Below are 15,147 nucleotides of genomic sequence, written 5' to 3' on the forward strand. Positions count from 1 at the left end.
TGGTGGCGCATCAAGCGCCGCCTTGCGGGTCGTAACCGGCAGCTAAACGGCCGAACTACCGCGCCGCCTTGGCGGCCAGACGCGCTGACCGGCGAGTCCGCGCAGGTTATCGCGTGCGTTGACGCTGTCACCGTGATTGCCCTCTTCGGTACCAGCCGTCGAGGGCAAACATAGCCCGGCTTGAATTCAATACCGGCCGACGGCGTTTCGTTACTACCGCATCGATTCAACGACCGATCGCCGTGATGTCGCAAACAGGCTAGTAGTCCGATAGCAGTTTGCTCTGGGCTGACTCAATTTCGGCGACGCCGTCAATATTGTCCCTTAGTGTCGAGCCGTGGTTGTGTGTGCAATTCCCGCAGTGCCGCGGCAGGCCTCAGAGTGCATCGGAATTGCATCGAAACAAATCCGTGTCGATAGCCCACACGACACCCGGGCGGCGACCGGGCTCCGATGCATCCCACCGGGTGCGATGAGGGCCTCGGATGGAACGTGACGATCGGGGCTTACCGCTCACGCGCGGACAGCAGGGGATTTGGCTGTCGCAGGAAGCGGCTGGCTCTGGTTCGGATTGGCAACTTGGTCTGTTCGTGAAAATCGAGGGCACGGTTGACCGTGCTCTTCTCGAGCGGGCGATCCGCCAAGCGGTGGCCGAGTCAGAACCGGGGCGGGTGGGCTTCTTCGAAGCCGATGGTCAGGTGCTCCAACGTGCGGTCGACTACCCGGATCTGGAGCTGGCCTTCTACGACGTGACCGGCTCGCGGGATCCCGTGCGGGAAGCCGAGGAGATCGCATCGTCGATCCGGCGCACACCGATGCCGTTCACCGGTCCGCTGTTCACCTTCTCGCTATTTCAGACGCGGACCGATCAATTTTATTTGTTCGCGTGCTGCCACCACATCGCCATAGACGGAATGGGCATGGTGCTGGTGAGTCGTCGTGTCGCAACGATCTACTCGGCGATGGCCTTCGGGAAACCCATTCCCCCTGCCTATTTCGGCTCGTTGCAGGATCTGGTGGATTGCGAGTCGGAATACGAAACCTCCGACGACTATCTCGACGATCTGGCCTATTGGCGTAACAACCTTCCCTCGGAGGTCGAGCCCGATTACCGATTGCCTCGCACCGCGGATGCGCGCGATCCGTACGTGCCTTCTGCGGCGGTTCAGTTGGACCCGGCCATCGTGGGACGAATTAATGAGTTGTCCAAAGCGCTGGGCGTTCGTCGAATCTCGGTGATCACTGCGATGTGCGCATGGTTGGTGCGCGACATGACAGGTGCCGGATCGGAGGTCGTGCTCGACTTCCCCGTCAGCAGACGTGTGCGTCCGGCGTCGAAGTCGCTGCCGGCGATGATGGCCGGGGTTGTGCCGCTCGTCTTGACGGCTTCGCCGGCGTCCACAGTCGCCGACTTCTGTCGGCACGTGGATACGCGAATCCGGGAGCTGATGAAGCATCAGCGGTTTCCGGTGCACGAACTCGATCGCCAGGGAGGCCTTCGCGGCCTCGGCCAGTCGGCCAATCGGGTCGTCGTCAATTTCATCCCGTCGAGACTCACGCTGAACCTGGGCGATGCTCCTGCAACCGCGACCTACACCAATTTCGGTCCCGCAGGCGACTTCGGTCTGTTCTTTCTCGGAGCCGGTGACCAGCTTTTTCTCTTCACGGCCGGCCCGGGGCTCACCTTCCCGAACATCGACGTCTCGCATGTAGCGGCAGGGCTGGAGCGGGTGCTGGGTGCGATGACCGCCGACCCGAGCCGGCGGCTGTCGTTGATCGACGTGCTCGATGACGCTGAGCGGTCCCGGCTGGACCAGATCGCCAATCGCGCGGTCTTGAGCGCACCGGTGGCCGCGACGGTGTCGATCCCGGCGTTGTTCACCGCTCAGGTCGAGGCGACGCCGGCGGCGGTAGCGGTCAGTTTCCAGGGCCGCCCGATGACCTACCGCGAGCTGGATGAGGCAGCGAATCGGCTGGCGCATCTGCTGGTCGGCCACGGCGTGGGGCCTGGCGCGACGGTGGCGTTGTTGTTGCCGCGCTCGGCTGACGCGATCGTCGCGATGCTCGCGGTGCTCAAGACCGGGGCCGCTTACCTGCCGATCGACCCCGCCCTACCCGATAGCCGGGTCGGGTTCATGCTCACCGATGCCGCAGCCACGGCCGCGATCACAACGGCGGGCCTGGCCGGGCGGCTGGACGGGTGCGATGTTGCGATCGTCGATGTCCACGATCCCGCCGTCGGCACCCACCCCAGCACCGCGCCGCCGGGACCGGCGCCCGAGGACATCGCCTATGTCATCTACACCTCGGGCACGACCGGTCTCCCGAAGGGAGTCGCGGTCACCCACCACAACGTCACACAGCTTCTGGAGTCGTCGCGAGCCGACCTTCGTGCGGGCGGGGTGTGGACGCAGGTCCATTCGTTGGCGTTCGACTTTTCGGTGTGGGAGATCTTCGGTGCGTTGCTCGGCGGCGGGCGGTTGGTGGTAGTGCCCGACGAGGTAACCCGTTCGCCCACAGAGCTTTATGCGCTGCTCGTCGCCGAAGAGGTCACTGTCTTGAGTCAGACTCCGTCGGCGTTCGATGCGCTGCAGGCCGTCGATACGCCAGGGGCTCAGCTCGCGCTGCAGACGGTGATATTCGGTGGGGAAGCGCTGGAACCTCGTCGTCTTGCCCCGTGGTTGGCGGCCCACCCGGGTTCGCCGCGCCTGATCAATATGTATGGCATCACCGAGACGACCGTGCACGCATCGTTGCGCGAGATTGTTGCGAGCGATGGCGCCAACACACTGAGTCCGATCGGGGTGCCGCTGCCGCACCTCGGCTTGTTTGTGCTCGACCAGTGGTTGCGGCCAGCGCCGGTGGGTGTGGTCGGGGAGCTGTATGTCGCCGGTACCGGGGTGGGTGTGGGTTATGTCGGTCGCGCAGGTCTGACCGGATCGCGTTTTGTGGCATGCCCGTCCGGCACGCCGGGGACGCGGATGTACCGCACCGGCGATCTGGCGCGCTGGGGCGAGGACGGTCAGCTTCACTATCTGAGCCGTGCTGACGATCAGGTCAAGATCCGCGGCTACCGCATCGAACTCGGTGAGATACGCGCGGTCATCAGTGCTTTGGATGGTGTGGAACAGGCGGTGGTGATCGCCCGAGAGGACCGCCCAGGCGACAAGCGTCTCGTGGGTTATGTCACGGGAACGGCCGAGCCCGCCGCGATCCGGGGCGCACTGGCTGATCGGTTGCCGGCCTACATGGTGCCCGCCGCAGTCGTGGTGCTTGACGCGATCCCCTTGACGGTCAACGGCAAACTCGACAAACGGGCACTGCCACCACCGGAATATCAGACTGCCGGGCGCTACCGGTCGCCTGAGACGGCGGTTGAGGAGATTCTGGCCGGCATCTACGCCGAGGTGCTGGGTGTCCAGCAAGTCGGTCTCGATGACTCGTTCTTCGACCTGGGTGGCGATTCGCTATCGGCGATGCGCCTGGTGACCGCGGTCAATTCCGCTCTCGATTCCGGGCTTTCGGTGCACACGGTGTTCGAAGCGGCCACGGTTGCCGAGCTGGCACCGCGCATCGGCGGGGGTGGGGGCGGTCTGGAGCCGCTGACGGCGGCCGTGCGTCCGGCGGGAGTGCCATTGTCGTTCGGTCAGAACCGGCTGTGGTTCTTGGCTCAGTTATTGGGCCCCTCAACGGTTTACAACATGCCCGTGGCGCTGCGGCTGGGTGGGCGGCTGGATCCGGAGGCATTGGGTGCGGCGCTGGCCGATGTGGTGGACCGCCACGAGAGCCTGCGCACGGTGTTCCCGACGGTCGACGGGACTCCCCACCAGGTGGTGCTGCCCGCCGAGCAGGCTGATTTCGGTTGGGCAGTGGTCGACGCGACTGGCCTCTCGGCCGGCGAGCTGGATCAGGCCATCGACAGCGTGGCGTGCCACTCGTTCGATCTCGCACGCCGAGTTCCTCTGCGGGCAAAGCTTTTCCGCGTTGCCGATGATGAGCATGTGTTGGTCGCGGTGGTGCATCACATCGCCGCGGACGGATGGTCGATCGCCCCGCTGGTCGCTGATCTGGGCACCGCGTACGCCGACCGGTGCCGTGGTCGCGCGCCCGGCTGGACCGAGTTGGCGGTGCAGTACGCCGATTACACGCTGTGGCAGCGTCTCCAGTTCGGTGAGATGGATGACCCGCACAGTCGCATCGCTATCCAACTCGCCTATTGGCACGACGCGCTGGCGGGGATGCCCGAGCGCCTGCAGTTGCCTGTCGATCGCCCATATCCGAAGGTTGCCGACTACCGCGGCGCCACGGTGGCGATCGAGTGGCCAGCCGAGTTGCAGACGCAGGTGGTTCGGGCGGCCCGCGCGCACAACGCGACCAGCTTCATGGTGATGCAGGCTGCCTTGGCGATCCTGCTGTCGAAGCTGAGCGCCAGTAGTGATGTGGCGGTGGGTTTCCCGATCGCCGGGCGTCGTGATCCCGCACTTGATGATCTGGTGGGGTTGTTCGTCAACACCCTGGTGCTGCGGGTTGATCTGGCCGCCGATCCCACCGTTGATGAACTGCTAGGGCAGGTTCAGCAGCGCTCGCTCGCGGCGTATGAGCATCAGGATGTGCCCTTCGAGGTGCTGGTTGATCGGTTCAACCCGACCCGGTCGCTGGCCCACCATCCGCTGGTTCAGGTGATGTTGGCTTGGCAGAACTTCGCCGGGCAAGACAATGACCCCGCCGCGGGGCTGGGATTGGGTGATCTGCAAGTCTCCGCGCTGCCATTGGAATCCCGCACCGCCCGCATGGATCTGACGTTCTCGTTGGGCGAGCGATTCACCGCGCATGGTGAGCCCGCGGGAATCGGCGGGACGGTGGAGTTTCGCACCGACGTGTTCGACCCGGCTACCATCAAAACGCTGATCGCCCGGCTCGGGCGGGTGTTGACGGCGATGACCGCCGATCCTGCTCAGCGGGTGTCGTTCATCGATGTCCTCGACGATGCCGAGCGCTCACGGCTGGATCGGGCCGTCAAACCTGCCATCTTGAGCCCGGCGGCCGCGCCGGTTTCGATCCCGCTGCTATTCGGTGCCCGGGTGGCCGCGACACCCGAGGCGGTGGCGGTCAGTTTCCGGGACCACACCATGACCTACCGCGAGCTCGATGAAGCCGCCAACAGATTGGCGCACTTGCTGGTTGGCCATGGCGCAGGCCCCGGTGCGCTAGTGGGACTGTTGCTGCCCCGTTCGGCTGAGGCGATCGTGGCGATACTGGCGGTCCTGAAGACCGGTGCAGGCTACCTGCCCATCGACCCGTCACTTCCTGATGCGCGGGTCGGATTCATACTTGCCGATTCCGCACCGATCGCTGTCATCACGACGTCGGATCTGCGGTCACAGCTGCACGGGCAAGTGCCGGTGATCGATATCGGTGATCCCCGCCTTGACGCGCAGCCCAGCACCGCCCTACCGGCGCACGCACCCGACGACGTTGCGTACGTCATCTACACCTCCGGTACGACGGGAACCCCCAAGGGGGTAGCCGTCACCCATCACAACATCACCGCGCTGTTGAATTCTCTGCACGGGGAAGTGGGCAGTGCGGGGGTGTGGACGCAATTCCATTCGTATGCGTTCGACTTCTCGGTGTGGGAGATCTTCGGTGCGCTGCTCGGCGGCGGACGATTGGTGGTCGTTCCCGAGGACGTCGCACGCGCGCCCGAGGAATTCCGCGCGCTGCTGGCCGCCGAGCAGGTCACTGTCCTGAGTCAGACGCCCTCGGCGTTCTATGCGCTGCAGAGTATCGATTTCCCTGGCTCGCGACTCTCCCTGGAGACCGTGGTGTTCGGTGGGGAAGCTCTTGAGCCACAGCGTCTCCGGACATGGCTGGAGCACTATCCGGACTCTCCGCGTCTGATCAACATGTACGGCATCACGGAGACGACGGTGCACGTCTCGTTCCGGGAGATCGGAGCAAGCGACGTCGCCAATGCGGTGAGCCCGATCGGCGTGCCGTTGACGCATCTTCGCGTGTTTGTGCTGGATCCGTGGATGCGGCCCGTACCCGACGGTGTGATCGGTGAGTTGTTCGTGGCCGGCGCCGGGGTCGGTGTCGGCTACATGGGACGGCCCGGCTTGACCGCGTCGCGTTTTGTCGCCTGCCCGTTCGGCCACGGCGGGCAGCGAATGTATCGCACCGGGGATGTGGCGCGTTGGGGTGCGGACGGCCAACTGGTGTATGTGGGCCGAGCCGATGAGCAGGTCAAGGTCCGCGGCTATCGCATCGAACTGGGTGAAATACAGACCGCACTTGGTGAATTGGAGGGCGTCGAGCAGGCGACGGTGATCACCCGCGAAGACCGCCCCGGTGACAAGCGTCTGGTGGGTTATGTCACCGGGACCGCGGATCCGGCCGCCGTCCGAGCCGCACTGGTTGATCGGTTGCCGCACTATATGGTGCCCGCCGCGGTCGTCGCGCTCGACGCGATCCCGTTGACAGTCAACGGCAAAGTCGACACCCGCGCTCTGCCTGCGCCGGGGTATCACGACGCCGAAAGCTACCGACCACCGAGCACGGTTACCGAGGAGATCGTGGCAGGCCTCTTCGCCAGTGTGTTGGACGTGGTCCGAGTCGGGGTTGATGATTCGTTCTTCGACGTCGGTGGCGATTCGTTGTCGGCAATGCGCCTCGTCGCTGCGGTGAACACGACGCTGGGAGTCGGCCTTTCGGTGGGGGCGGTGTTCGAAGCGCCTACGGTGGCTCAACTGACCCAGCGCATCGGCTTCGGTGGCGACCAGCTCGAGCGGCTGAACGTGGCGGAGCGCCCGACGGTTGTGCCGTTGTCATTTGCCCAGAGCCGACTGTGGTTCATCGACCAATTGCAAGTATCTTCAACGGTTTACAACCTGCCGGTAGCATTGCGGTTGACTGGCTCGTTGGATACCGACGCGTTGGGTGCGGCGCTGGCCGATGTGGTGCGTCGCCACGAATCCCTCCGCACACTATTCGTCGCGACGGACGGCGTCCCGCAGCAGATCATTCTCGAGCCCGAGCGCGCCGATCTCGGTTGGCAGTTTGTGGACGCCAGCGATTGGCCGGCACTCGACCTTCAACGCGCTGTCGATGCCATCGCAACCCAGAGCTTCGATCTGGCCACCGAAATACCCTTGAGAGCCAAACTTTTCCGCGTCGCCGACGATGAGCATGTCTTGGCGGCGGTGGTCCACCATATTGCTGCCGATGGCTGGTCGATCGCCCCGCTGATCCGTGATCTGGGGACCGCCTACGCCAGTCGAACCGCGGGAGAATCACCTGACCGGCCCGACCTTGTAGTGCAGTACGCCGACTACACGCTCTGGCAGCACAGGCAGCTGGGGGATCTTGAAGACCCGAACAGTCTGATCGCCGCCCAGTTGGCGTACTGGCAGAAGGAGCTGTCCGGGGTACCGGACCGCCTGCAGTTGCCTACCGACCGGCCCTATCCGCGGGTGGCTGACTATCGCGGCGCCTCGGTGGCCATCGACTGGTCTGCAGCGCTGCAGGAGCAAGTCATGCGGGTCGGCCGCGAGCACAACGCGACGACATTCATGGTGGTGCAGGCCGCCTTATCGGTGCTGCTGTTCAAGCTCACCGGGAGTACCGATGTGGCGGTGGGCTTCCCGATCGCTGGGCGGCGCGATCCCGCACTCGATGATTTGGTGGGATTGTTCGTCAACACGCTGGTGCTGCGAGTTGATCTGACCGGTGATCCCAGTAGCGCCGAAGTGTTGGATCAGGTTCAACGGCGATCCCTGGCCGCCTATGAGCATCAGGATGCGCCGTTCGAAATGGTCGTCGACCACCTCAACCCCACTCGATCGCTGGCCCATCATCCACTGGTGCAGGTGATGTTGGCCTGGCAGAACCTCTCGACTGATCCGGCCGCCGGTCTGGGTTTGGGCGATTTGCAAATCAGCGCACTGCCGTTGGAGACGCGCACCGCCCGCATGGATCTGAGCTTCTCGTTGGCCGAGCATTTCACCGATAGTGGCGACCCGGCAGGCTTTTCGGGGTCGGTCGAGTTCCGTACGGATGTATTCGACACCACGACCATCGAGACGCTGATCGACCGGTTCGAGCGGGTACTCGGTGCGATGACTGCCGAGACCAACCGCCGGGTTTCCTCGATCGACGTGGTTGACGAGGTCGAGCATGTCCAGCTGGAACGGATCAGCAACCTCGCAGTGTTGGACGCGCCACCAGCTGTGACGGTGTCGATTCCAGCGGCGTTCTCAGCTCAGGCCGCGTCCACGCCGGACGCGGTTGCACTGACGTCCGCGCATCTGTCGATGACCTACCGCGAGCTCGATGAGGCATCGAATCGGCTGGCACACGTGTTGGTCAGCCATGGCGCCCGCCCGGGCGCGGTGGTGGGGTTGTTGTTGCCCCGCTCGGCTGACGCGGTGATGGCCATTTTGGCGGTGCTCAAGACCGGGGCGGCCTATCTGCCGATCGATCCCGCTATGCCCGATGCACGCGTGGGGTTCATGCTCACCGACGCCACGCCGGTCACCGTCATCACGACGGCGGGTCTGCAGTCTCGGCTGGACGCGCACCCGGTTGTTGTCATCGATGTCGGAGATGTCCGTGTTGAGCGCCGGCCCGCCACGGCATTACCGGCCCCGGCGCCGGAGGACATTGCCTACCTGATCTACACCTCGGGCACCACGGGGGTGCCGAAGGGGGTGGCGATCACCCACCGCAATGTCATGGGACTTTTGAAGTCTCTGGATTCGATCGTGGCGTGGGCGGGAGTCTGGAGCCAGTTTCATTCGTTGGCGTTCGACTTGTCGGTGTGGGAGATTTTCGGCGCGCTGCTCGGCGGTGGGCGGCTGGTGCTGGTCCCCGACGACGTGATCCGCTCGCCCGAAGAATTCCTGAGGTTGCTGGCCGCCGAGCAAGTAAGTGTGTTGAGCCAGACTCCGTCGGCGTTTCTTGCGTTGCAGAGTGTTGAAGTGCCGGCCGCGCGGCTTGCGCTGCAGGCGGTGGTGTTCGGCGGGGAAGCCCTTGAGCCACAGCGCCTCCGGAGATGGATGGACAACCATCCGGGTTCACCCCGGCTGATCAATATGTACGGCATCACCGAGACCACGGTGCACGCCTCGCTTCGAGAGATCACCGGGAGTGACGTCGAGGGTGCGGTGAGCCCGATCGGTGTGCCGCTGGACCATCTGGCCTTGTTCGTGCTCGATCAATGGTTGCGGCCGGTAGCGCCCGGCGTGGTGGGTGAGTTGTATGTGGCGGGCGACGGTTTGGGCGTCGGCTATATCAGGCGGGGAGGTCTGACCGCCTCACGTTTTGTGGCATGTCCCTTCGGCGGTGTCGGCGCGCGGATGTATCGGTCCGGAGATGTGGTGCGCCGGCGTGCTGATGGACAGATCGACTATCTGGGCCGGGCCGACGACCAGGTCAAGATTCGCGGCTATCGTGTCGAACTCGGCGAAGTCCAGGCAGCGCTTGCCGGTGTTGATGGTGTCGAGCACGCGGTGGCGATCGTCCGCGAGAACCGCCCCGGTGACCAACGTCTGGTCGCCTATATCACCGGGACCGTGGATCCGGCAGCGGCGCGTGCTTCGGTGGCCGAACATCTGCCCGCATACATGGTTCCGGCCGCCGTCGTCGTACTCGACGCTTTTCCGTTGACGCGCAACGGAAAACTGGACCATCGCGCGTTGCCTGCGCCGGAATACACCGCCGGTGAGTATCGCGCTCCAACCACTGTCACCGAGGATGTCCTGGCCGGGATCTACGCCGAACTGCTGAGTGTTGAGCGTGTCGGCGTTGATGATTCGTTCTTCGATTTGGGTGGGGATTCGCTGTCGGCGATGCGGCTGATCGCCGCGGTCAACACCGGTCTGGATGCCGGCCTTTCGGTGCGTGCGGTGTTCGAAGCGCCCACGGTGGCCCAGCTGGCTCAGCGGATCGGCTCCGGCGAGAACCGGATGGATCCGTTGGTGGCGATGGAGCGCCCGGCCGTGGTGCCGTTGTCGTTCGCTCAGAGCCGTCTGTGGTTCATCGGTCAACTGCAGGGACTTGCAACGGTTTACAACCTACCGGTGGCATTGCAACTGCAGGGCGAACTGGATGCCGAGGCGTTGGGTGCGGCGCTCGTCGATGTGGTCGGCCGCCATGAGAGCCTGCGCACAGTGTTCACCACTGTTGACGGTGTTCCGCGGCAGGTGGTGATTCCTGCGGAGAAGGCCGACTTTGGCTGGACAGTCGTCGATGCGAGTGCCTGGCCGGCCGGCGAGCTGGATCGGGCCGTCGATGACGTAGCGCACCACTCGTTCGATTTGGCGAGCCAGGTTCCGCTGTGGGCAAGGCTTTTCCGCATTTCCGATGACGAGCATGTACTCGTGGCGGTGGTTCATCATATCGCCGCCGACGGCTGGTCGCTCGCACCGCTGGTCAAGGATCTGGGCGATGCGTATGTCAGGCGGTGCGCCGGGCAGGCTCCGGGTTGGGCGGACTTGCCGGTGCAGTATGCCGACTACACGCTGTGGCAGCGCGCGCAACTCGGCCGGCTCGACGACGAAGAAAGCCTGATTGCCACACAGCTGACGTACTGGCAGGCCGCGCTCGCGGGTATGCCGGAGCGGCTCGTGCTACCCACTGATCGGCCGTATCCGCCTGCGGCTGATCATCGGGGCGCCACGGTGGCGATCGACTGGCCTGCCGAACTGCATCAGCGAATGGTTCGGGTCGCGCGGGAGCAGGGCGCGACCAATTTCATGCTGGTTCAGACTGCTCTGGCTGTGCTGCTCGGCAAGCTAAGCGCCAGTAGTGATGTGGCGGTGGGTTTTCCGATCGCTGGGCGCCGCGATCCCGCGCTCGATGACCTGGTCGGGTTGTTCGTCAACACACTCGTGCTGCGCGTTGATCTCGCCGGCGATCCCAGCATCGTCGAACTGTTGGCCCAGGTTCGGCGGCGCTCCGTAGCGGCCTACGACCATCAGGATGTGCCTTTCGAAGTGCTGGTTGATCGGCTGAACCCCAACCGGTCGCTCGCGCACCATCCGCTGGTACAGGTGATGTTGGCTTGGCAGAACTTCACCGGGGATCCGACCGTCGGGGCGGCCTTGGGCGGCCTACACGTCTCAGCGCTGCCGTTGGAGACCCCTACCGCCAGGGTCGACCTGACATTTGCGTTGGGGGAACGCTTCACCGGTGACGGTGAGCCCGCCGGGGTCTCCGGCGTCGTGGAGTTCCGCACCGATGTGTTCGACGCGGCAAGCATTGAAACGATGCTCGAGAGGCTGGTCCGGGTGCTGGAGGCGATGACCGCCGATCCCGCCCGGTCGCTCTCGTCGATCGACGTGCTCGATGCGGTCGAGCATGCCCGGCTGGATCGAGTCAGCAACCGCGCGGCGTTGACGCAACCCGCGAGTACGACGACGTCTGTTCCCGCGTTGTTCGCCGCTCAGGTTGCGAGCAACCCGTCGGCGGCGGCACTCAGCTTCCAGGGTCGCGCCACGACGTATCGCGAGCTGGATGAGGCAGCTAATCGGCTGGCGCACTTGCTGGTTGACCACGGCGCGCGCCCGGGCACGCTGGTGGGGTTGCTGCTGCCACGTTCGGCCGAGGCGATCGTGGCGATTCTCGCGGTCTTGAAATCCGGAGCCGCTTACCTGCCGATCGACCCTGCGCTGCCTGACACGCGGGTCGGATTCATGCTCACCGATGCCGCACCGATCGCTGTCATCACCACCCCCGGCCTGCGCTCTGGGCTGGACGGGCGAGGCGTTCCGGTCATCGAGGTCGATGATCCCCGCACTGATACGCAGCTCTGCACGGCATTGCCATTCCCGGATCCCGAGAACATCGCTTATCTGATCTACACGTCGGGGACGACCGGAATCCCGAAGTCGGTGGCCATCACCCACCGCAACATCACCGCGCTGTTGAAGCCCCTGCACGCCGCCCTTCCGCCTGGCGGGGTATGGAGCCAGTTCCATTCGTACGCGTTCGACTTCTCGGTGTGGGAGATCTTCGGTGCGCTGCTCGGTGGTGGGCGGGTGGTGGTCGTTACCGAGGACGTCGCACACGCGCCCGAGGAATTCCGTGCACTGCTGGCGGCCGAACAGGTCACTGTCCTGAGTCAGACGCCCTCGGCGTTCTATGCATTGCAGAGTATCGATGCCCCGGGCTCGCGGCTCTCATTGGATACGGTGGTGTTCGGCGGGGAAGCCCTTGAACCACAGCGTCTTCGGACGTGGCTGGACAACCATCCGGATTCGCCGCGCCTGATCAACATGTACGGCATCACCGAGACGACGGTGCACGCGTCGTTCCGGGAAATCACCGCGAGCGACGTTGATGCCGCAGTGAGCCCGATCGGGTTGCCGTTGGCCCACCTCGGCTTCTTCGTGCTCGATGACGTGCTGCGACCGGTGGCGCCCGGCGTGGTGGGTGAGTTGTATGTTGCCGGCCACGGTGTCGGTCTCGGGTACCTCGGGCGTGCGGGTCTGACCGGGACGCGGTTCGTGGCGTGTCCGTTCGCCGGTGCAGGGGCGCGGATGTATCGCACCGGAGACTTGGTGCGATACGACGCCGACGGGCAACTCGAGTACCGCGGGCGTGCCGATGAGCAGGTCAAGATCCGCGGCTACCGCATCGAGCTCGGTGAAATCCATTCGGCGATCAATGGATTCGACGGTGTCGACCAGGCGGTAGTGATCGCCTGTGAGGACCCGCGTGGCGATAAGCGACTGGTGGGTTATCTCGCTGGCACGGCGGATCCGGTCGAGGTGCGCAGCGCGCTCGCTGACCGCCTTCCGGCGTACATGGTTCCCGCCGCGATCGTGGTTGTCGACACGATGCCTTTGACTGCCAACGGCAAAATCGACACACGGGCGCTGCCCGCGCCGGAATACATCGCCGGTGAGTATCGGGCCCCCAGCACGGCGATCGAGACGGCCCTCGCCGGCATCTATGCCCAAGTCCTCGGTGTGGACCGAGTCGGGGTCGATGATTCATTCTTCGATCTGGGTGGGGATTCGCTATCGGCGATGCGGCTGATCGCCGCGGTCAACACCCGCCTCGATGTGGACCTTTCGGTGCGGACGATCTTCGAAGCGCCCACGGTCACCGCGTTGGCGCCGCGGATCGGTGGTGCGGGCACGGGCGGATTCGAGCCGCTGGTCGTCGTGGACCGTCCGTCGGTGGTGCCGCTGTCCTTTGCCCAGAACCGGCTGTGGTTCCTGGCCCAGTTACTCGGGCCGTCGCCGGTGTACAACATGCCGCTTGCCGTGCGGCTCAACGGACCGCTGGATGTCGACGCGTTCGGTGCCGCCCTGGCTGACGTGGTGGGCCGTCATGAGGCCCTGCGGACGCTGTTCACCGCTCGTGGCGGCGTCCCGCAGCAGGTGGTCATCGAAACCGAAGATGCCGATATCGATTGGCAGGTCGTCGATGCCGGCGGTTGGTCGCAAGCCCGAATCGCGCAGGCTGTCGAGGACGAGGCGCGCCACCCGTTTGATCTGGCGACCGAGATCCCACTGAGAGCAAGACTTTTCCGCTTCACTGACGATGACCATGTGCTCGTGGCGGTGGTCCATCACATCGCCGCCGACGGGTGGTCGATCGCACCCCTGGTTTCCGATCTTGGTGTGGCCTATTCGGGCCGGTGCGCGGGGCAACCTCCAGGCTGGACCGATCTGGCGGTGCAGTATGTCGATTACACGCTGTGGCAGCGCGCGCAGTTCGGCGATCTGGATGATCTCAGCAGTCCCATCGCCGACCAATTGGGCTACTGGGAAGGCGCGCTGAGCGGGCTGCCTGAGCAGTTGCAGTTGCCCACCGATCGGCCCTATCCGGCGGTCGCCGACTACCGCGGCGCCACCGTGAACATCGACTGGTCCGCCGAGCTGCAACAGCAAGTAGCGCGGGTGGCCCGCGATCACAACGCCACCAGTTTCATGGTGGTGCAAGCCGCACTGGCGGTGCTGCTGTCAAAACTCAGCACGAGTTCGGATGTGGCGGTGGGGTTCCCGATCGCCGGGCGACGCGATCCCGTACTTGATGATTTGGTGGGTTGCTTCTTCAACACCCTGGTGTTGCGGGTCGATCTGGCTGATGATCCCACCGTCGCCGAGGTGCTCGATCAGGTTCAACGGCGTTCCCTGGCTGCCTTTGAGCATCAGGATGTGCCGTTCGAGGTCGTCGTCGACCGTCTCAACCCCGTCCGGTCGTTGGCCCGTCATCCGCTGGTGCAGGTGATGTTGGCTTGGCAGAACCTGCCGACCGATCGGGCCGCCGGGCTGGGCTTGGGCGACTTGCGGATCAGCGCACTACCCTTGGAGACGCGCACTGCAAGGATGGATCTGACGTTCTCGCTCGCCGAGCGATTCACCGATGACGGTGTGCCTGCCGGGATCTCCGGCGCGGTGGAATTCCGCACCGATGTGTTCGACGCGGCCAGCGTCGAAACGCTGACCGAGCGATTCGAGCGGCTGTTGGTGGCGATGACCGCCGATCTGGCCCGGCACGTTTCCTCGATCGATGTGCTCGACGACGCTGAGCGACTCCGTCTGAAGCAACTCAGTAACCGCGAGGCATTGAGTGCGCCAGTGGCCCTGTCGCCGTCGATCCCGGCGTTGTTCTCGGCTCAGGTCGCGAGCAACCCGTCGGCGGCGGCAATCAGCTTCCACGGTCGCTCGATGACCTACCGCGAGCTCGATGAGGCAGCTAATCGGCTGGCGCACCTGCTCGTTGGGTATGGCGCGGGACCGGGCACCCTCGTAGGGCTGTTGATGCCGCGGTCCGCTGATGCGCTCGTGGCGGTCATGGCCGTACTCAAAACCGGGGCAGCGTACCTGCCCATCGACCCGGCGTTGCCCGATGCGCGGGTCCGGTTCATGCTCACTGATGCCGCGCCGATCGCGGTTGTCACGACCGCGAACCTGGGGCGGCGGTTATCCGGGCACGATCTTGCGATCATCGACATCGATGATCCCCGCGCGGCCACTCAGCCGACCGCCGTCCTGCCATTCCCGGATTCCGAGGACATCGCGTACATCATCTACACCTCGGGTACGACGGGTGCGCCTAAAGGTGTGGGGATCACTCATCACAACGTGTGTCAGTTGATGGGGTCGCTGTGCGCGTCCCTCCCGCCGGGAGGTG

Annotated in this window: 1 protein-coding gene; it reads left to right on the forward strand. The window is 64.8% G+C overall.

Going from position 1 to position 15,147, the window contains the following annotated elements; translation table 11 throughout:
• Nucleotides 1–485: 485 nt before the first annotated feature.
• On the forward strand, nt 486–15,147 hold a 14,662-nt coding region (locus tag AB4Z42_RS28015; RefSeq protein WP_442012507.1), incomplete at its 3' end, for an amino acid adenylation domain-containing protein.

This window comes from Mycobacterium sp. 2YAF39 (assembly GCF_052114565.1).
Taxonomy (GTDB): Bacteria; Actinomycetota; Actinomycetes; order Mycobacteriales; family Mycobacteriaceae; genus Mycobacterium.